The organism is Holdemanella sp. MSK.7.32 (assembly GCF_024460475.1).
Taxonomy (GTDB): Bacteria; Bacillota_I; Bacilli_A; order Erysipelotrichales; family Erysipelotrichaceae; genus Holdemanella.
On the sequence record NZ_JANFYN010000012.1, the window covers coordinates 1 to 21,582 of the forward strand.

A 21,582-nucleotide genomic window follows, 5' to 3' on the forward strand; every position below is an offset into this window, starting at 1 on the left:
GGAAAATCATCAAAAAATGTGTCCTTCATGGAAAGACACAAAATTTTATGAATTAGGCTTGATTTTTATTATCTAATTTTTCTAAACAAAAATAAAAAGCATCTGCATAAAACAGATGCCTAAAATTCAAATAAATCATCAATCGTTAGTAATACAGCTCCATCTTCTTTTGCTTGTCTTACGACTGAATCCGAATAGCCAGACTTACTAATAAACCACAAATATTTCTCTTCTAGATTTGGAAATGCTTGAGTAGCCATTACTAAATCTTCATACTCATCATATGGCATTGGCTGGGAAGTAAATTTGCACTCCACAAAAACACCTTTTTTACCAGTACGATCCAACGCAAGCAAATCTACATCGTCCTGTGCTTTTAAAGTTGGATTTGTCCCCCACCATTTCCCCAAATGATAAGGTATGAAAGGAAGCTTTCTACATTTAGCCAAACGAATCAAATATTCTTTACAAATATCCTCAAACACATCCCCCATTAGATTGCTTATATCCTCCATGATTTCCTTAGATGCATCATTTGCTCCTAACATGGCATAGTAAGAATTGTTTGTGAATTCATAGCGAAACCAAAATTTAAAGAAATTATCCTTAATCACATAAATCGACTTCTTGCTCGTTTCTTTATCACCACAAGGAATCCTCTTTTCAATCAAACGAAGTGTTTGTAGCGTAATCAAATATTTAGATACTTTTGTACGCTCCTCATGAATATAATCCGCAATATCAACCACTTTATTTCTTCCATTCGCAATGGCAGCTAATATACTACTATACACATTAGTTTCTCTTAATTCCGCCTTCAATAAATTATCTGGTTCTTCATAAAGATAAGCTCCATTACGAATAATTTTATTCGCTATATTTTTTTCAATAGTTAGATTGGGATCAAAAGCCTCTAAATATCTTGGAATCCCACCCAATATTCCATACGCCAACAATTTATCTTCATTACTATATTCTGGAAAAAATGCACTACTCTCTAGATAATCAAATGGCTTTATTTCTAAAGTCGATGTTTGTCGATCATGAAGCGGACTTTTTCTACCCATAACATCACTTTCCATAATACTTACAGAAGAACCACACAAAATTAAAAAGATATTCTTCTTTTTCCAATTATGGTCAATCACATGCTGCAATATTGACTTTACCGAAGGATTCTCATCAATAATATAAGGAAATTCATCAATTATCACGGCAATTTTTTCTGTAGCCTTCTCTCCAATATAATTGAACGCATCCTCCCAACTTATAAATGAAGCTATAAAATTCTTATCAAAATGATATTGAATCACTTTAGAAAAGTCCTCTAAGTTTAGCGCATCATTTTTTTCTCGAGCAGGAAAAAAGATTGCGTTCGAATGTTCGGCAAATTCCTGTAGAATCGTTGTTTTACCAACTCTTCTTCGACCATACATTACTAAATATTCAAAACAATCACTATTATATAATTCATTCAAATGATTTAATTCTTCTTTTCTTCCTAACATCAAATCACATCCTTTATATTTGTATACTTACGAGTAGTATACTCTAAAGTATACAAATATTCAACGATTCTTTCACTGTATTTTTCTTTATTCTCCCAGTTCATCCAACATATCATCCACACCATCACGATAACTTTCATCATTATCATAACGATTCTCATCATAATCACCAGAATATGCATCATCACTTCCTTCATCATAAGAAGAAGATGATGACGATGATGATGATGGATAAGATGAAGGATTCGAATCTTGTCCTTCTTTCTTTTTACGTTTCTCTTCTCTAGCCTTAAACTCACTCAATTCCGTACGACGCCTACTCTCGAGACGATACTGTTCCATTTGCGCTTCCCATTCTGCCTCTTCCTTTTTCAAAGATATATATCCAGATCCAAATAAAATCCCAAGAATAATCAAGAAAATAATTCCACCCTTACCCTTTGATTCATTATTTGGTTGAATGACTTCTATTCCTTGATCATTTTTACTAAGATCAACTCCAGGCAATACTTTTCCCTTATTTGAATAATCAAATTGTTTTTTTGTTGTTTGAACTTTTGGTGGGCTATTCACCGAAAACTTTAAATGTATCTCATATAATCTTCTAAGTATAAAACCAGTTATCCAATTAATAAATGCCTCCTCAAATTCAATACTAAAACAAGTTAGTAGACTAAGAAACTCAAACATTGCTTTATCCATTAAGGTAGAATCAAAACGAGGATCATTCTTTAACATTGTCTTAATTTCATCCTCTGACTTACCATCATATCTACGAATCAGCTCATCATCACTCATATCCAAGATTTCCTTAACGCCATCTCCCACAGTCTTTTTACGCGTTTCTATATCTAATTTTGACTTTTTCGGTGTTTCTTTCTTCTTTTCAAAAACAGGTACCTGAGGCTGCTTTGTCTCCTTCTTCTTGGAAACAGGTACATCCACACCATACTGCTGCATTACCTGTATTAACTCATTTGTAAGTAAACCCTTCTTATTAGCCTGAATATAAATATCTTCATAGATAGGACAAAGACTACAAGCTTCACTAAACTTATTTTGCTTCACTAAAGCAGTGACCGATTCCATAAAGCCATACAAACTATATCCTTTAATACACTCTTCGCAAATAGATGCATAGAAATGTCTTAAGTAAGCAGGAATAAATACAGACGTATAGAAATCATTTTCTTTACATTGTTTAGAAATAGTCTCTACATGTTTCTTAACCCGACTCGAATCTAAAATCATACGATATAGAAAACTTGCCAATGGATTGCACAATATGCCAAAGTTCACATTTAAACAAGACTCTAACATCTTATCTTTCACTAATTCAACTTCAACTTCCAATTGCGATGTACTTCCTTGCATCATGAACATATGAATCTTTTCAAGACTTGAAATATCACGATTTAAATTTGCGGTATTCATATTTGAAAAAGGAAGTTCAATATCTTTATATTCACCACGAATCAGTTTATCCTCTACATCATTTACTAAACTTGAATACTTTTCTTTACAATCATTATAATATTCATACCAATCTAGAAACTCTTTTGAAATTATTATATTTTCCATTCACTATACCCCTGCATTCTAGCCGCCTCATACAAAGGATGCATATGCGCTTCTAACTTATGCTTAAACTCATATTCCGTATTTTCCTTGACATACAATTCTTCTAAGGCCCACAAAGACTGGAGATTCTTGGCATAGCACTTCTCAAATAGCTTATGAATTGAATCATATTCTACAACACTCTTATATAAGTCATACTCCATATTCGCCATCTTATTAAAGTACAAATCCCACTCTGGTAAATGATTACTCTTTGAACGATTTGCGCTCGCATTGCTTGGTATTAAATTCCACATTTCATCATGTGCTACATAAGACCACGGAATGAAGTGATCCACATCAAATGCGGGTTCTAATTTATTACCTGTATATATATCCACAATTTCTTTATTCGACACTTCAATATACGCATTCCACAAATCACGCACTCTTTCTAAATGTCTTACATTATTCCTTTCATCATCCAGTTTATTAATAATTCCAGGCACACCCGGATTGATCATTTGAAGAAATTGAATCTTATTATACTGAATCCAATTTTTAATGATCAAATAATTATCCATTAAGAAAGGAATCCAAGCTTTCTGCAAAATAACACACTTACCAATCCCCACTCCATTCTCAATAATATAAGGCAGATGAATTTCTTGATTCAACATTTGAATATATTCAATACGATACTCATCCCCTTTATCCTTAGTAAGTTCGAACGAAAAACTACTCAACAATTTATAGGGAACATTCTTTGCCAACTTTCGCTTATATTCCAAAACCAAATGATTCTGTTCTTTTAATACACTACGAATTTCATCTGGCCTTGAACACTCATTTAAAGACGTATTTTCAATCAACACATCAATAGCACGATTGATCGCATCTCTTCTTTCTCCTTCGATCATTGGACCCAAAAACAAATGATACTGTGTTACCGTATACCAAGCCGACACAATCATCTCATCAAAGATTTCGTCAAATGAAAAACGATATTTTTTCAGCATCAAATTCATAATGGCTTCTAACCAATAAAATTTGTAGCACTGCGTAGGATGATCCAACATACTCCCAAAAGCTCGATAATCCAGTTCTCCAGAATACGCATCGTTCTTTATAAATTCCATATTCATACCCATGTTCTTTCCACCAAATATTATAACCTTTTCGATCTATGATTTCATTTTAATGCTGGTATAATGTTAGGTATGAACTATCAAAATATACAAAGCGGCCTATCTACCGCATTTCTAGACAAAAATATATCTTCCAACGTATTATATCGACCTCAATTTATTTCAAACGACTATAAGAATGGAAGAAAAGTACTAAGCACCATTGAAGATGAATTATTACACTGCGACTCTTTTTTAATCAGTGTAGCCTTCATTACGATGGGAGGTATCACCCCCTTACTTCAAACGCTTCGTACTTTAGAAGATAAAGGCATTCATGGAAAGATTCTAACAACGGACTATTTGGCATTTAGTGATCCTAAAGCGTTAGATAAACTCGCTACATTTTCGAATATTGAACTTAAAATGTATCTAGTACCCGACTCAAAGAATGGTTTTCATACCAAGGGATATATCTTTCAATCAAATGAAATCTATAAGATACTTATAGGTTCTAGTAATATGACAAATACAGCACTTACTACAAATCGAGAATGGAATACAAAAATTGTATCCACAAAATCCGGTGAGTTTGTATCTGAAATGTTAGATGAATTTGAAGAATTATGGAATCATCCAAATACATATTCCTACAATGCATTTATTGGTGCATATAGAGTGCATTATGAAGAATACAAAAAGGTGAAACAAAAAGAAGACATTAAATTACCTTCTAAACAACTGATCCCAAATTCTATGCAACAGGCTTTTATTTCCAATCTTAGAAAGCTTCGCAATGAGAATGAATCAAAGAGTTTGTTGATTTCAGCCACAGGAACCGGCAAAACATATGCGTCTGCCTTTGCCTTACAAGACCAAAATCCAAAGAAAGCCCTATTTTTAGTGCATAGAGAACAAATCGCCAAACAAGCTCTTCAAAGCTATAGAAACGTCTTTGGAGATACAAAGACATTTGGACTTTTATCTGGAAACAGCAAAGATACTGATGTAGACTGCTTGTTCGCAACCATGCAAACGATGTCTAAAAAAGAAGTGTATTCAAGTTTTGCCCCTGATACATTCGATACCATCATCATTGATGAGGCACATCGCATTGGAGCTAAAAGCTATCAAGAAATCATGGACTACTTTAATCCAAAGTTTTGGCTAGGAATGAGCGCAAGCCCAGAAAGAACCGATGACTTTGATGTATATGCAGCCTTCGACCATAATATTGCCTATGAAATTCGTCTTCAACAAGCTCTAGAAGAAAACTTATTATGTCCATTCCACTATTTTGGCATTACCGACTTTTTAACAAACGGAAACGAAACCGATTTTACAGATTTCAACTACCTTACATCGAACCAAAGAGTCGACTACATTATCGAACAAACCAATTACTATGGATACAGTGGAGAAAGAGTCAAAGGACTCATGTTTTGCAGCTCCAAAAAAGAAGCGGCTGCCCTTAGTGAAAGATTAAATCTAAGAGGATATCGAACCATCGCTTTAAGTGGAGAGGATTCTCAAGAAAAAAGAGAAGATGCGATTGATCGCTTAGTATCCGATACAAGAAGTGACTATCTACAATACATTTTAACTGTAGATATTTTTAATGAAGGTGTCGACATTCCTGAAATCAATCAAGTTGTACTATTAAGACCCACACAATCGCCCATTGTCTTTGTCCAACAATTAGGTCGAGGCCTAAGAAAATCAAAAGACAAAGAATATGTTGTCATTCTAGACTTCATTGGAAACTACAAAAACAACTTCATGATTCCAATCGCCCTATCTGGAGATCGTTCTTACAACAAAGACAATATAAGACGATATGTTCTTGAGGGTGAAAGAATTATTCCAGGATCGAGTACGATTCACTTTGATGAAATCAGTAAGAAACAAATTTTTGCGTCGATTGACAAATTATCAGGTATTAAAACTTTTATTAAAGAAAGTTATAAAAATCTTAAATATAAACTGAATCGAACACCCCTTCTTATGGACTTTTTAAGCAACCATGAAGTTGATCCACTTGTGATTTTAAAAGAATATAAAACCTATTATAAACTTTTAGAAAGTATAGATGCCTCTAGTATAGAAAAGCCATTAAACGATAAAGAACTAACCGTGTTAGAATACTATTCTAGTATTATCGCAAATTCAAGACGACCTATTGAAGCCGAGTTATTAAATCAAATTATAAACTTGTATACAATAGAACCATTCGATTTACTGAATCAAATTAACTCGAAGTATAACACCCAATTTAATATGAATCATCTTAATTCTGCATTATCTAATATTACAGGAAATTTTATTAAAACCTCAGCAGAAAAAGATAAAAACACACTATTAAACTCCGTTATTCTACACAATGATGACAAGCTATCTATTTCTAATGATTTTAAGAACATCCTCACAAACACTCAATTCAAGGAATACATTCAAGATTTAATTGATGTATGTATTGAGAAAAATAAATCGCTTAGGAACAAAAAGAAAGACACATTTGGCTTTATCATGTATGAAAAGTATTCTCGAAGAGATGTATGTCAGCTGTTGAATCATATTAAAGACGATGCATCAACAATGTATGGAATGAAACAATTAAACAAAAATACATGTATATTCGTAACATATCATAAGGCAGATGGAATAAATGGAGCTGAATATTTGGATGGAAAGCCTAACTATTCTGATTCCTTCATGGATTCTCAAACATTTATGTGGAATTCTAAAATAGGGAACGGTCCTGAAAGTAAATATATGAAGGAATTCACATCAGGTGAAACAAAGAGATTATTCGTTAAAAAAAGTGATGGAGAAGGAACCGATTTCTACTACATGGGAACCTTTGAGATTGACAATATTAAAGGTACAACCAAGAAAAACAATAAGGGAGTTCTTCAACCCATTTGTGATGTTACTTTAAAAATGAATGAATCCATTCGAGAAGATATTTTCGATTATTTACAACAATAAAGGAGTGATTTTTTGAAAACAATACATGTAGTAGCCGCCATTATTAAAGATGGTAATAAAATATTCGCCACCCAAAGAGGCTATGGCGAATTCAAAGACGGATGGGAATTTCCAGGAGGAAAAGTAGAACCCAATGAAACAAGTAAACAAGCTATTGTTCGTGAAATTAAAGAAGAATTAGATACAACTATTCAAGTACAAGAATACTTTGATACAGTCGAATACGACTATCCAAACTTCCACCTATCCATGGACTGCTTCATTTGTACAATCCTTAAAGGAAACTTAACCCTATTAGAACATGAATCTGCCCAATGGCTATCTAAAGAAACATTAGATTCAGTAGACTGGCTACCTGCAGATTTAGGATTAATAGCTAAATTAAAGAAAATATTATAATCCCATACAACATTTTAAAGTATCAAAAAACGAGCATTTCATCTTTATATAAAGAACAAATGCTCATTTTTCTTTGATTTAACTGTCAAACAATTCATACAAATTTAGCTTCACAAGCTTTTGACATATAACCATCAAAAATACCCTATAATTCTCTAAGGTGTTTTAAATATACCATTATTTATTTTATATAGTTAGCTCTCATCACTGAAGTAACAAGATTCTTGAGAACAGATTTCTATTGAACCCTTTCTTACCAAGCTCTCAACGGAAAAAGATTAGTATTTCGATGTGAGTACATACAAAGAAATTGAAAACAAAAGAATCAGTATAACATTTTAATTCATGTTTAAACTGATTCTTTTTCATTTATTTAATTACATTTTTATTTGATACTTATTCCTTATAACTTAGAGTAAGCTTTAGCAATCTGCGCCCCTACTTTCGCATTATTATATACCAACGCAATATTAGCTTTTAAACTCTTTCCTTCGCTTTCTTCGACAATTTTAGCCAACAAGAACGGAGTTACATCTTTTCCTGTAATATGTCTTTCATTAGCTTCATTAATTGCCTTATCAATCAAATCATCAATATATTTTTTATCCATTGATGATTCTTCAGGAATTGGATTAGTGATTAGAACTGCACCATCTAATTTTAACTCTTCTTTAGTTTTAATCATCTTAGCTATTTCTTCAGGTGAATCTAATCTTAAGTTTAACTTATATTCACTTTCTCTTGTAAAAAATTGTGGTAAATAATCAGTTTGATATCCTACAACAGGTACACCTTTAGTCTCTAAATACTCTAATGTACGAGGTAAATCTAAAATTGATTTCGCCCCTGCACATATAACATTTACATTAGTTTTAGCCAACTCATCAAGATCAGCTGAGACATCCATAGCTTCTTCATAGCCACGATGCACACCACCAATTCCTCCTGTTACAAAGAATTTTATTCCAGCCATACTTGCACAAATCATTGTTGATGCGACAGTTGTTGCTCCCATTTCTTTAGTAGAAATAACTTTTGCTAAATCACGACGTGATACTTTTGCGACATTCTTGCTTGTAGCTAGCAAATATAAATCATCATCTGTTAATCCAATTTTGATTCGCCCATTTATAATTGCAATTGTTGCTGGCACAACACCATAGCTACGAATAATTTCTTCGCAATGTTTTGCCATTTCAACATTTTGTGGATATGGCATACCATGTGAAATAATAGTTGACTCCAAAGCTACTACTGGTAAATTACTATCTAGTGCTTCTTTTACTTCATCTTTAATATCTAAATACATTTTATTAATCCTCCATTATGTTCTTTATTAATTTATTCCAATACGAAACCATTTGTGCTGGGTGTAAAACGCCAAATTCAGTAATGATACCTTTAATGTCATTTGCAGGAGTAATATCGAAGAATTGATTAATTACTCTAACTTTATCAAAATCTTTAAAATCCTCATTACATACAAGTTCAAGCGGTGTTCTTCTTTCAAGCTGGATGTTATATCCATATTGAGTTCTTAAGTCTAATTTGTATAATTCACTAGCAAAATACACTGGAACCTTACAAGATCTTGCAAGACAAGCAATTTGCGCACTACCCATCTTATTAGCGACAGAACCATCTGTACTTAATGTATCTGCACCCATAATTATCAAATCTGCTGTTTTCATAAATTCAAATACTGAAGCATCAGATATAAAAGTAACATCAACACCAATTTCAGTTAAAACATTTACAGCATTTCTAGATTCTCTTAAAGGTCGAGATTCTGTGCATATTAATTTAAAATTTACCCCTTTATTTCTAGCTGCTTTAAATATTCCCATAAGTGTTGAACTGTAACTATGCATTAATACTGTATCGCCTTCTTTAATTAAATTCGAACCATAATCAGCGACTTTTTCTACTGCCACAAAAGACTGTTCAATTATATTTTCACAAACTTTTACTATTTGTTTTTTTAGTTCATCTAAATCTTTATCTTTATTCAAAAGGGAAAGAACAATATCACAACTATTATGAATCGTTGCCATTGTTGGTTTTAATCCAATCATTTGCTTAGCCACATCTTCTAAACGTGTTTTTAATGTGTCAAAATCATTTAAATCTTCTTGTTCAATAGCCAATTTAAAAGCCCATGCTGCAGATCTACCAAAAGGACTACCACCTTTTACGTTCATGTTTCTAATTTCTTCAATTACATGATCTGCACTTTTAAAATCAATATCTTTTACTCTTGTGTTCATCATTTTTATACATCCTTTTCATCAATTCCCATTACATAAGTTAATACAAATGTAACCAAGCCACCTACTAAACAGCCTAATAATAATCCACCAAAACCGACACCTAAATATACCGGGAATGTGTATAAACTAAATGCAACTGCCGCAACAGTTCCGGCTCCCGCTGCACCAGTGATAGCACCACCAATAGCACCACCAATACATACCGCAATAAAAGGCTTCTTATATTTTAAATTGACACCATACATAACTGGTTCAATGACATTACCTGAGAAGAATGAAGTTAAACTTAATGTTAATGCATTCTTTTTAATTTTCTTATCTTTTGCTTTTAAAGCAACTGCTAAACCTGCTGTAATCTGGCAGATTAAAGACGGAGCATGTGTCATAATGATAGTATCACGTCCATACATTGCAATATTTGGTGCACTTACCAATCCTAGAATAGCAATATGCATACCGAAGATGATTAAAATTTGCCAAGTACCACCAATAATTGCTCCAGCTAAAATTGGACTTAATTCATAGGTTGATCTAAATAAGTTAGCAAATAACTCACCACCCCAGACACCAATTGGTCCAATAACTACAATTAACAAAGGGATAGTAATTAAAGCACTTAAGAATGGTACGAAAATACTTCTCAAAGCATTTGGTAATATCTTTCTTAATATCTTTTCAAGTTTAGCAATCAAAAAAGCTGTTAATATAGCCGGAAGCACCGAACTACCATAATATACATTTGTAACTGGTAATCCTAAGAATGTTACACTCTCGAAATTACTAAACACATTTGAAAAGTTAGGATATACCAATAAGCCTACAACCATCAATACAATAGAGATATTAGCTCCAAAATATTTAGCAGCTGACCAACCAATAAAGATTGGGAAGAAACCATATAACACATCACCAGCAACGGTTAATAATTGAATAGTAGTATTTGTTTCTGATATACCTGCTAATACTAATAACTTAGCCAAAGCAGTAATAAATCCTGCTGCAAGCATTGCAGGAATAATAGGACTTACAATACCTGAAAGCAATGAAATCAACTTTTCTACTGGTTTAGCTTTCTTATTTGAAGTTTCTGTATTGTCTAAATTTTCTTCTATTTGCGTCTCATTAATTACAACCGAATCTCCAACCAGTTTACATGTTTCATCAAACACATCATCAACAATACCACCTAATACTACTTGATATTGTCCTCCAATAACAACAACTCGCATGACTTCATCAAGTTTTTCTAATTCATCCTTATTAACCTTAGATTCATCTTTTAAGCCTAGTCTTAGACGAGTCATGCAATGCGATACATCTTTAATATTGTCTTTTCCTCCAACATTTAAAATTATCGCTTCACTTAGTTTTCTGTAATCTTTCATTATTACACTCCTCTCTCTCTACAGAAAATATTATTTATCAGTCGCATCTTTAAGCATTGGTGATATATGTAGTGTTAAGTACGTTACTTCATTACTATTGATATCGTACTTTAAATTATTTTGAATAAAATCAGCAATTTTATTTGAATATTCCCATTCTTTTGAATACTCATTTTTAAATTTTCTGACATTTCAAATAATATATCGCTCTCTCTTTCCGTCCTATCATCACCAATCAAGCGGCCAAATAAACATTTTAAATGAATAATTAATCTACCATACTGATATGAATTCTTGTTCAAAGAATTAGATGTCAAATCGTCAATAAAATTTAAAGTAGCTTCTAAATCTTTCATGATACTTTTTTGCTCTGTTGTACTAAGATTTGATAATGCATTAATATAATGAAAGGCAATATAAGAAGCTTCCTGCTGATCAAAATCAGCATTTAAATAACGATTAATAGTGTTTATTGAATTCATCGCAGCTATAAATTCACTTGGATGAAACAATTTAATTTCATTTAATAATGGATTTTCAATTTTCCCTCCTTCTTTAATTGTTTTATATGAAAAATAAATGTGATCAACTAATGCTAGATATATAGCATCTTTAAATTTGGTATTTAAGTCTTGTTCTGCTTGTTTTATAACTAGTTCTACTACTTTAAACATGTTATAAGGTATTTTTTCAATAATGGCTTCTACATAATTTTGATTGTTATTTGACACAAACACTCTTTCGATTAATTCATTATCAATTCTTGCACCTAATATTCGATTACATTTGACTCCAATCGCTTTCCCCATAATAACCACTTCGTGTTTATTTTTGTCACTAGCCACGATTGCATTGTTATTAATCGTTTTAATATATCTGTAAATCAAAATGTTACTCCTTCATCTCTAAGATACAATCTCCATCATATACATAGCTTTTGTCATTACGATAATCCTTATCTATTTCTAGATTATTCAAGATAAATACATATACCTCAGCATCAATCCTTAAACGTTTAAATTCTTCCAAATTAATTTCAGCAAGCAGATCACCTTCACTGATTTCATCACCTTTTTTAAATTTACTCTCTATCACTCCGTTATTTAGAAGATTTGTATCAACCCCAATATGAACCATGATTTCTTCACCATTATGACCTTTTATACAAAATGCATGATTCGTAGGAAAAACACTCACAACAACTCCGTTTATAGGAGAATAAACTTTATCATCACTCATCTTAATGTAAAAACCATCACCTAATGTCTTTTGACTAAATAATTCATCTTTAGAACTCTTCAAATCCATTAAATATCCCTCAGAAGGTGCTAATATCTTTTTTTTATTACTTTTATTTTTTAGAAATTTAAACATAATGTTACTCCGCTCCTTTTTATACTCTCCTTTATCCAAGTATACGCAAAAAAGACCACGCTGAAAAAACCAACGTGGCCTAGTATTAACTCATTAAGTTAACGAACTAACCTCTACACCGAAAGCATAACAAATAATTTTATGATATGCAACTATAATTTTAATTATTTTAATATACTGGTAAAACAAAATAATCTTACCTATACATGAACAACTTCATTTGCACAATCTTTAAAGAAAACCAAACCCTATTAGAACATGAATCCGCCAAATGGCTATCTAAAGAAACTTTAGATTTAGTAGACTGGCTACCTGCAGATTTAGGATTAATAGCTAAATTAAAAGAAATATTATAATCCCATACAACATTTTATCAATACTAAAAGCATCTATTTTTACTTTATATAAAGTATACATTGAGATTTTCATGTAATCCAACTGTCAAATAATCAACAAATTTACAGGAATTAATAATGTTTTCACATTGAAGTTTTATAATTGGAATTGGCTACTGGATGTGGTTGGTGGTTACCTCTTGTTAAGGAGTTTTGAAGCCTTGAATCTTGAATTCCAGGTAAGTAGATCCTTCTATTTTTTACAGGAGGAAAGCTTATGTATATATATCTACATATTAATATTGCTATGTGCTTATTTGCCATAGTAGAAATACTAAAAGTAACATTGATGATTATAGAAAAATGCAAAAAGCACTAATCACCACCGACAATGGAAAAAGATTAGTGCTTCAGCATTAGTTTTATTTCAGAGTAACCACTGCTTTTCCAGTAGTCGTTCTCTATATGTATTATACAGATAAACCAAATGTAATTCCACAAGAAAAGCTAAAAATCCCATACAACATTTTATCAGTTCCAAAAATAATTATTTGTACTTTATATAAAGCATATACTCCAGTTTTCATACAATCCAACTGTCCAATAATTCATACAATCTTATTTCTATAATCAGTCCTATCCCTTTGCTTATCAAAGTACAAAAAATATACATATAAAAAATAAGCCTGAATCCAGGCCTATTTCTTATAAAATATATATTACATATCGAATCGTAAAAACAATAATTGAAATCAATACACCTATTTCCGCAAACACTTTGTAATCGTATTTACACTTTTTTGATGACATGTAAATAATTAAAATGCCACAAACAGGCCATGCATAACTAACCAAAGCTATTAAAGCACAAATGATTTTATTTTTATTTGAACTAGTTATCCAATTAATCCAAACACTTTGCAACTTCATCACCCGCTTTTACTATCTGATTTTCTGATTCCAATTTTATGTCTTTTCCTTCTGTCAAAAGAACCATTGTCACTGGATCGAAGCCACATTCTTTAATCACATCAGAATCTACTTCTACTATCACATCACCAGTTTTAACAACATCACCAGTTTTAACTAATACGTGGAACCCTTTGCCTTCCATTTGAACAGTATCAATACCTATATGTACTATGATTTCTGAAAAGCTAGTTTTAATACCAACCGCATGCCCAGTTGGAAAACAAGCTTCAATTGTTCCATCTGCCGGAGCAACTACCTTGTTTCCATCAAACATTACAGCATATCCTGTTCCGAGTGCACCACTCGCAAATGCTTCATCTTTCACTTGAGATAAAGGTATTAATTTTCCATCTACTGGAGCAACTAACTTTTTGCTCTTCTCCTTTTTAAATAAGTTCCACATATTACATTTCCTCCTATTTTAATTCTGGCCAATATTCTTTATTTGCCTCAATCATCTCATCTAAAATTGCCTTTGCCTGAGTAGATGATTTTACCGTCTTATTTAATGCAAAGCCTTGTAAAACCTTATCATAAGAGTTTTCAATAGCTCCTTCCACAAGACATTTTTCTGATGCATATTGTTGCTCAATTAACCCTTTATAGAACGTTGGGATATGTCCAACAGATACTTTCTCGATACCACTAGGAGAAACATAACATGGAATTTCTACCATAGCATCATCTGGAAGATCAGCAACTGCACCTTCATTCTTTACAATTAACAAGTAACGTCCACCGTTTTCTTTACATAAAGACTCAGCTAAATCTACAATGAATGTTCCATGAGCACCTACAACAAACATGTCATCCTCGTATTCACCTGTTTCTTTATAATGATTTATAGCATCAAATAATGTTTTTTCACGTCCATCCATTACTTCATTCGCACGAGTATACTCAGGATCTGCATCATCCACTACATCTTGACTCAATAAATAATATTGTAAGTAAGTATTAGGTAGATACTTAGGAAATCTTTCCATCATTAATTTTACATTACCATATGTATGTACCCAAGATGGTTCCCAATGTTGTTCATCTAACGCTGCATCCAAATATCCATGTGCAATTGCATGTTGTCTTAATTCTTCAAAACGACTTTCTCCATTCACCCAAACATCAGTAAACCAACCAAAATGATTCAATCCAAAATAGTATGGTTTAATTTCGTGTGGATCACATTTTAAAATATCCGCAAATGTATTCATAATAGCTACTGGCATGTCACAAATATTAATAATACGGGCATTCGGTCTCAACTTCTTCAAAGCTAGAGCTACGATAGCTGCAGGATTTGAATAATTTAAAATCCAATGTTTAGGATTTGCATATTTTTCAACATAATCTAAAATTTCAACCATAGGGTAAATTGTTCTTAGACCATAAGCTAATCCGCCACAACCACAAGTTTCCTGGCCAACAGCTCCATGTTTCAATGCAATTTTTTCATCCTTTTCACGCATTGCATATTTTCCTACACGAATTTGTGCAAAGATAAAATCTGAATCAGTAAATGCTTCCTTTGGATCTGTAGTCGTAATAAATTTACACTCAGGACAAGTAGTTTTTACAACCTCTCTTACAATAATTGCTACATCCTCTTGACGCTGTTCATCGATATCATACGCACGAATTTCCTTTACCGTAAAAGTATCCTTCTTTGATAAAATTGCCTTTACTACACCTGGAGTATATGTACTACCTCCACCAACGATTGTTATAATTTTAGCTTCCATTTTTTATACCTACCCTTCTAATGAAATATGATTTGCTTCCATATAATCTTCTAAAGCTTTTCTAAATTTATTTACATTTGTACCATAAATAATTTGTATCTCATTGCCACGCTTTACCAATCCTCTTGAGCCAGTTTCTTTTAAAGCTTCTTCATTAATTGTATCCATTGAATTTACAACAATTCTTAAACGTGTAAAACAGTTATCAATAGTATTCATATTACCAATTCCACCAACTGCTTCATAAATTTTTTTACCCAAATCATTTGATTGAGCGTTCAAAGATTCTTTTGATGCTGATTTTTTTGAATCATAATCTTTCTTTGTCATTAATTTAACATCTTCAGAATCATCACGACCTGGAATCTTAACATCAAACTTTAAAATAAACCATCTAAAAACTACAAAGTATACAACCAACTGAACCAAACCTAGTAAGATAAACCAAGGCCATCCAGTTTTTGCAACACCTGCCGGTACGTTATATAGTAATGTTTCAAAAATACCACCAGCAGTACAACAAGTAATCTTAAAGAAATATAATAAATAGAAGAAAATACCTGTTAACAATGAATGAATTAAAAATAGAATCGGTGAAACGAATAAGAATGAAAATTCAATTGGTTCTGTTATTGCAGCTAAGCAAGAACTAAGAATAGCTGGAATATAAATTGCTTTTGCTTTATTCTTCATAGATGGTTTTGCACAACTCAACATTGCTAAACCAGCACCAGTTAAGCCAAACAGTTTGCACAATGTAACATTGTTAAAGATAGTAACTAAAGATAATTTAGCAGTACCTGGATCACTCAATTGTGCTAAGGCAATAGCCCATGATCCCACATACTCTTTACCTGCTACTGTTGCTACACCACCTAAATCAGTATACCAAACAGCACTTCCTAATAAATGATGTAAACCTGTTGGGATTAATAATCTTTCTAAGAATCCAAATGTAAAGTATCCTACTCCACCAGATGTAGAAATAAAAGTTGCAACAGATGTAATCAAGTTTTGTACAGGAGGCCAGATATATACAAACAATATTGCTAATGCTAGCATAATTGGAATACTAATTAAGAATACAAATTTTGTACCACCATATACTGATAAAACCTCTCCCAAATCTTTATCACAATATTTGTTATATAATAGTCCAACAACTACACCAATTACGATTCCTAAGAATACGCCCATGTCAACAATTTGAAAACCCAACATCAAATTTTGACCATTTCCTACAGCTTCATCTAACAAATTCATTTGTGTTAAATATGCATTTTGAGCTGAGCAGAAAATAAACAAACATAAAAATGAAATTAATGCTGCATGCTCTTTTTTCTTTTTTGCTAAACCAAATGCAACACCAATCGCAAATATAGGTCCCAGGTTGTTAAAAACAGACATTAATCCACTGTATAAAACTTTAAATAGCACTTGAATAGGTTGTGCACCTAGGAATGGTAAAACACCAACGATTGCTGGATTTGTAATAAAATTACAAATAACTAAAATTAAACCTATAGCCGGTAAATATAACACCGGAACGACAATTGCTTTTGAAAAAGTCTGCATTGCCGTAACAAATTCGTCTTTCATTTTCTCTCTCCTTTTTAGAAAAAAAGACCAAACAATACGAATCCACCTAAAACTATTTTATTCGTACTATCTGGTCTTGCCTGGCCTTACCAGTAACAATCCTAATTCGTGATTTTATGAATATGAATCATCAAGTACCATAATTCTTTATCTGATAATTCATATTTAAATTCTTGTGAAATATAATCTTTAATTCGAATTACACAATTAAATATCTCTGGATATTTTTTAATCATTAAATAATATATATCTAAATCATTATCAATATCATCTTGGATTTCTTTTTTGAATACACGTTGCGCTAAAAACTTTAAATGCGTTGTTAAGCGTGTATAATCCATTGAATCTTGGTCAAAATGAGTATGAAGCGTATCCTGAATTAATTCAATACAACCATTAATCATTTGTAAAGTTTCTAACACAGACTGATCGTCATATGATTTTATACCATTTAATATATGTAAAGCAATATAGCCAGCTTCGTCTTCGGGCAAATTCACACCAATTTTTCTTCTAACAATTCCCAATCCAATTAAACTAATCTTATACTCTTCTTTATACAAAGTTTTTATTTCTGGAAGAACTAAATTGGGAAGCTCAATTTTATTCTCTAATCTTTCAATTGCAAAAACAATATGATCAGTTAAAGTAATAATAATTTGTGGCTTTAATTCCACCTTCAAACGTCTTGCTGCAATATCCATTATTTCTTGTGAAACCTTGAAATATTCAACAGGTGTTCGCATAAAAAATTGAAACATCGCATTATTTTCTCCACCTTGGTAATAATACTTCTTTTCTATCTTACCAGGATCTACTTCGTCCCCAATTTTTTTTGAAAACCTATACCCGAACCCGTTAAAATAAGATCTTCTTTGTTTTTTGAGATGGTGGCCACCGCATTGTTATTAAATATTTTAACAATTTTCATTTTAATCTCCTCCAACAAAAAAAGACCCACTACTAGCAATACTCAATCACTAGCTTATGGGGTCTTGCCTGATCTCAACTCAGTAACAATCCAAGTACACTTATATAATAATCAAAAAATCAGTTTTGTCAACACACTTTTTGTTTTATTTTCTGTCATTTGTAAATGGTTACATCAATGAATACTTTGATTTTTAAAAGTTAACTCAAAAGAAATATTATAATCCCAAACAACATTTATTAGTTCTAATAACAGTCATTTAAGTTTTATATAAAGTATATATTAAGACTTTCATGTAATCCAACTGTCAAATAAATCCCAATATAATCAAAATACCATACAACATTTTATCTATGTTAAAAATATCTATTTACACTTTACTTAAAGTAAATATTGAGCTTTTCATATCATCCAACTGACAAAAAAAGAATAATTCAAACGAACTATCCTTTCTTTGGTTGAATCCAATACATACTTTCTGCGACACGAACCTTCAAACCATCCATTATCATTTCTTTCTGCTGAAAGTTAGCCAAAACATTCAAGCGATTCCAGAAAGTTCTTTCGCAAGTGGATTTTCCATCAATAAAACATTCCATTTTGCGTCTCCCTCGACGTTTATCATAGAATATTCTGAATCCGCTTACAAGTCTTGACTTTATTTATTTTTATGATTCGTTATTTTACTGAAATAACTGTGTATCCCGCATTTGTCACGGCATCACTCAACATCTGATCTGTGACATTCTCCGTGCAGTTTAATGTAGCTGTTTTTTCATCTAAACTAACCACTACATCACTTACACCTTCTACTTTACTTAAAGCATCCTTTACATGTGCCACACAATGCATGCACATCATACCATCTACTGTTACTACTTTTTTCATTTTCTTTTCCTCCTTATATTCAACGGGAATATAACCCGCATCTTCAACTGCTTGTTTTAAAGCCACCTTATTTACTTGTTGCACATAGTCAATATCGGCCTTACCCAAATTATAATCCACACGAACTTCTTTTACATTTGGAACCTTCTTTAAAGCATCCTCTACTAACCATGCACAATGTCCACAAGACATACCATCAATATGCATTGTGTATGTTTCTATTTCTTCACTTTGAATGCTAGGCTTAAAATAACGAAGTCGCAATGCGTTTGTGACAACACAAACACTACTCAAAGACATACATGCAGAACCAATCATTGGTGATAATCGAAGTCCAAATGCCGGATACAATAGGCCTGCCGCAACTGGAATTCCTAGAATGTTATAGAAGAAAGCCCAGAATAAATTCATCTTGATATTCTTGATGACGTCATTTGATAAATCGATTGCCGTCACTACATCCAATAAAGAGCTTTTCATCAAAATCACATCCGCACTATCCAAGGCAATATCGGTTCCAGCACCAATCGCTACTCCAATATCTGCACGCATTAATGCAGGCGCATCATTGATACCATCACCCACCATCATAACCTTCTTACCTTGTTCTTGAAGTTTACGAATTACACTCTCCTTATCTTGTGGCAACACATCACTAATCACTTCATCCACACTTAAAGATTTACCAATCGCATTCGCTGTTTTTTGATTGTCTCCAGTCAACATAACCACATGCATATTCTTCTTTTTAAATTGTTCTAATGCAACCTGACTCGTACTACGAATGGTATCCGCCACACTAATTAAACCGATCACATTTTGATCTTCCACAAAAATCAATGGAGTTTGACCTAAACTTGCATAAGCATCTAAGTCTGATAAAACATTTTGATTTATTTGAATATTTTTCTCTTCTAATAACCTTTTATTTCCTGCCAAATACACATGTCCATTTAGCTTAGCCTGAATACCACGACCCGAAATGTTTGTGAAATTTTCTGGTTGTTGAAGATTTATATTTTTATCTTTCGCATACTCCACAATGGCCTGTCCCAAAGGATGTAAAGAACCACTCTCTAAGCTTGCCGCCATTGAAATAAAGTCATTCATACTAATATTTGTATATACCTTAATACCTTGAACACTTGGCTTTCCTGAAGTAATCGTACCCGTCTTATCCAATACAATCGTATCAATCGAATGTAGCTGTTCTAATATGGCAGCCGACTTAATTAAAATCCCATTTTCCGCAGCCTTACCCGTACCTACCATAATCGCAACTGGCGTAGCTAAACCTAAGGCACAAGGACAAGAAATTACGAGTACACTAATCGCATTGGATAACGCAAATTGAATTGTTTGACCACTTATTAACCATGCGACAAATGTAATCAATGCGATGACAATCACAACAGGAACAAACACTCCACTCACTTTATCTGCCAAACGAGCAATAGGGGCCTTTGAATTACCTGCATCATCGACTAGCTGAATGATCTTAGCCAAAGTTGTATCTTCACCTACTTTTTCAGCTTCAAACTGAAAAGTACCATTCTCATTCATAGTAGCTGAAATGACTGAATCCCCTACATTCTTTTCTACCGGAAGACTCTCACCCGTAATCGCCGACTGATCCACATAACCTGTACCCGAAATGACTTTACCATCTACCGGAATTCTTTGTCCCGGACGAATCACAACTATATCATGAATTCGAATACTTTCACTCGATACAACAATTTCTTTACCATCCCTTAAGATCGTCGCATTTTTTGGCGCTAAGTCTACCAACTTATCTAAGGCATCACTCGTTTTCGCCTTGGATCTAGACTCCAAATACTTTCCAACACTAACCAAAGTCACAATTGTTGCGGCCGACTCAAAGTATAAAGAATGCATAGCCATATGGGCCATTTCTATATTCTGCACGCCAAAATAATAGGCCATCTGATAAATACCGACTAAGCCATACACAAAGCTTGCACCTGAACCCATCGCAACTAAAGAATCCATATTGGCCGACTTTTTAATTAAAGCCTTAAAACCTGTAATAAAGAAATGTCTTTGAATAAACAATATAAATAGACATAGAATCAGCTGTGTTAAGGCTGAAACCATCATCCATTCCATACCCTCTAAAATAGGAAGGCCCACCATAGGACCCATCGCAATCAGAAGTAAAGGAATCAACAAAACTAAACTCAAAATCAATCTTTGTTTAGCACTTCTTTGATCCGATTCCACTCGATTTTGCCGATCCTGCCATTCTTTACGAACCTCTGTCTTTTGACCATGCACACTAGCTCCATAGCCAATCTGTTTTACAGCTTCACAAATCATTTGTTCATTCACCTTATCTTGATCAAATTCAACCTTCATTGAATTCGATAATAAAGAGACATCACAATGACTCACACCATCTAACTTACTCACAACACGAGTTACATTAGCCTGACAAGCCGCACATGTCATGCCTGTCACATCAAATTTTTCTTCCATTAAAACCA

At 32.7% G+C, this 21,582-nt stretch carries 19 protein-coding genes; 3 read left to right on the plus strand and 16 right to left on the minus strand.

Features of this window, described 5'->3' with window-relative positions:
- Positions 1-119 precede the first annotated feature (119 nt).
- The 3 genes from NE544_RS04360 to NE544_RS04370 form a co-directional block, all read right to left on the minus strand.
- On the minus strand, positions 120-1,508 hold the full coding sequence (locus NE544_RS04360) for an ATP-binding protein (RefSeq protein WP_256268456.1): 1,389 nt from the start codon (positions 1,506-1,508) through the stop codon (positions 120-122).
- Positions 1,509-1,595: 87 nt separating this feature from the next.
- The gene (locus NE544_RS04365; protein WP_256268457.1) at positions 1,596-3,089 is read right to left on the minus strand and encodes a hypothetical protein; all 1,494 of its coding nucleotides are present in this window, start codon (positions 3,087-3,089) and stop codon (positions 1,596-1,598) included.
- Positions 3,077-4,219: an HNH endonuclease domain-containing protein gene (locus tag NE544_RS04370; protein ID WP_256268458.1), complete on the minus strand. Its 1,143-nt coding sequence runs from the start codon at positions 4,217-4,219 to the stop codon at positions 3,077-3,079. Before NE544_RS04370 ends, NE544_RS04365 begins: the two co-directional genes overlap by 13 nt.
- 69 nt (positions 4,220-4,288) lie before the next feature.
- On the opposite strand from NE544_RS04370, the gene NE544_RS04375 reads away from it, so the two are divergent.
- Both NE544_RS04375 and mutT read left to right on the plus strand, forming a co-directional pair.
- On the plus strand, positions 4,289-7,183 hold the full coding sequence (locus tag NE544_RS04375; protein WP_256268459.1) for a DUF3427 domain-containing protein: 2,895 nt from the start codon (positions 4,289-4,291) through the stop codon (positions 7,181-7,183).
- Positions 7,184-7,195: 12 nt separating this feature from the next.
- Entirely contained in the window at positions 7,196-7,582 is a 387-nt protein-coding gene (gene mutT / locus NE544_RS04380) for an 8-oxo-dGTP diphosphatase MutT (protein WP_256268460.1), read from the plus strand.
- Between the two features lie 403 nt (positions 7,583-7,985).
- Here mutT and NE544_RS04385 read toward each other — a convergent pair whose 3' ends face one another.
- The 6 genes from NE544_RS04385 to NE544_RS04405 are packed head-to-tail and all read right to left on the minus strand — an operon-like array spanning position 7,986 to position 12,611.
- Entirely contained in the window at positions 7,986-8,891 is a 906-nt protein-coding gene (locus NE544_RS04385) for a pseudouridine-5'-phosphate glycosidase (RefSeq protein WP_256268461.1), read from the minus strand.
- 4 nt (positions 8,892-8,895) lie between these two features.
- Entirely contained in the window at positions 8,896-9,852 is a 957-nt protein-coding gene (locus tag NE544_RS04390; RefSeq protein ID WP_256268462.1) for a translation initiation factor eIF-2B, read from the minus strand.
- A 2-nt stretch (positions 9,853-9,854) separates the two neighbouring features.
- Positions 9,855-11,237: a PTS transporter subunit EIIC gene (locus tag NE544_RS04395; protein WP_118011889.1), complete on the minus strand. Its 1,383-nt coding sequence runs from the start codon at positions 11,235-11,237 to the stop codon at positions 9,855-9,857.
- A 30-nt stretch (positions 11,238-11,267) separates the two neighbouring features.
- The gene (locus NE544_RS12210) at positions 11,268-11,375 is read right to left on the minus strand and encodes a hypothetical protein (RefSeq protein ID WP_370866040.1); all 108 of its coding nucleotides are present in this window, start codon (positions 11,373-11,375) and stop codon (positions 11,268-11,270) included.
- A complete protein-coding gene (locus tag NE544_RS04400) occupies positions 11,348-12,124 on the minus strand; it encodes a PRD domain-containing protein (RefSeq protein ID WP_256268463.1) in 777 nt (258 codons plus the stop codon). The genes NE544_RS12210 and NE544_RS04400 overlap by 28 nt, the downstream gene beginning before the upstream one ends.
- Positions 12,125-12,128: 4 nt before the next feature.
- Positions 12,129-12,611 (minus strand): PTS glucose transporter subunit IIA, encoded by a 483-nt coding sequence (locus tag NE544_RS04405; protein ID WP_118357555.1) that lies wholly within the window; start codon positions 12,609-12,611, stop codon positions 12,129-12,131.
- A gap of 206 nt (positions 12,612-12,817) precedes the next feature.
- Between NE544_RS04405 and NE544_RS04410 the strand changes: the two genes are divergently transcribed.
- On the plus strand, positions 12,818-12,967 hold the full coding sequence (locus NE544_RS04410; RefSeq protein ID WP_256268464.1) for a hypothetical protein: 150 nt from the start codon (positions 12,818-12,820) through the stop codon (positions 12,965-12,967).
- Between the two features lie 883 nt (positions 12,968-13,850).
- Here the strand turns inward: NE544_RS04410 and NE544_RS04415 are convergent.
- The 7 genes from NE544_RS04415 to NE544_RS04440 form a co-directional block, all read right to left on the minus strand.
- Positions 13,851-14,321 (minus strand): PTS glucose transporter subunit IIA, encoded by a 471-nt coding sequence (locus NE544_RS04415; RefSeq protein ID WP_256268465.1) that lies wholly within the window; start codon positions 14,319-14,321, stop codon positions 13,851-13,853.
- A 13-nt stretch (positions 14,322-14,334) separates the two neighbouring features.
- The gene (locus tag NE544_RS04420) at positions 14,335-15,657 is read right to left on the minus strand and encodes a 6-phospho-alpha-glucosidase (protein ID WP_256268466.1); all 1,323 of its coding nucleotides are present in this window, start codon (positions 15,655-15,657) and stop codon (positions 14,335-14,337) included.
- A 9-nt stretch (positions 15,658-15,666) separates the two neighbouring features.
- Positions 15,667-17,256, minus strand: coding sequence for a PTS transporter subunit EIIC (locus NE544_RS04425; protein ID WP_256268467.1), 1,590 nt, complete (start codon positions 17,254-17,256; stop codon positions 15,667-15,669).
- 101 nt (positions 17,257-17,357) lie between these two features.
- On the minus strand, positions 17,358-18,017 hold the full coding sequence (locus tag NE544_RS04430; RefSeq protein ID WP_256268468.1) for a PRD domain-containing protein: 660 nt from the start codon (positions 18,015-18,017) through the stop codon (positions 17,358-17,360).
- A 53-nt stretch (positions 18,018-18,070) separates the two neighbouring features.
- Positions 18,071-18,187, minus strand: a complete 117-nt coding sequence (locus NE544_RS12215) for a CAT RNA binding domain-containing protein (RefSeq protein WP_305145702.1) — start codon at positions 18,185-18,187, stop codon at positions 18,071-18,073.
- 443 nt (positions 18,188-18,630) lie between these two features.
- Entirely contained in the window at positions 18,631-18,786 is a 156-nt protein-coding gene (locus NE544_RS04435; protein ID WP_158567598.1) for a hypothetical protein, read from the minus strand.
- 79 nt (positions 18,787-18,865) lie between these two features.
- Positions 18,866-21,574: a heavy metal translocating P-type ATPase gene (locus NE544_RS04440; RefSeq protein WP_256268469.1), complete on the minus strand. Its 2,709-nt coding sequence runs from the start codon at positions 21,572-21,574 to the stop codon at positions 18,866-18,868.
- Positions 21,575-21,582: the final 8 nt, after the last annotated feature.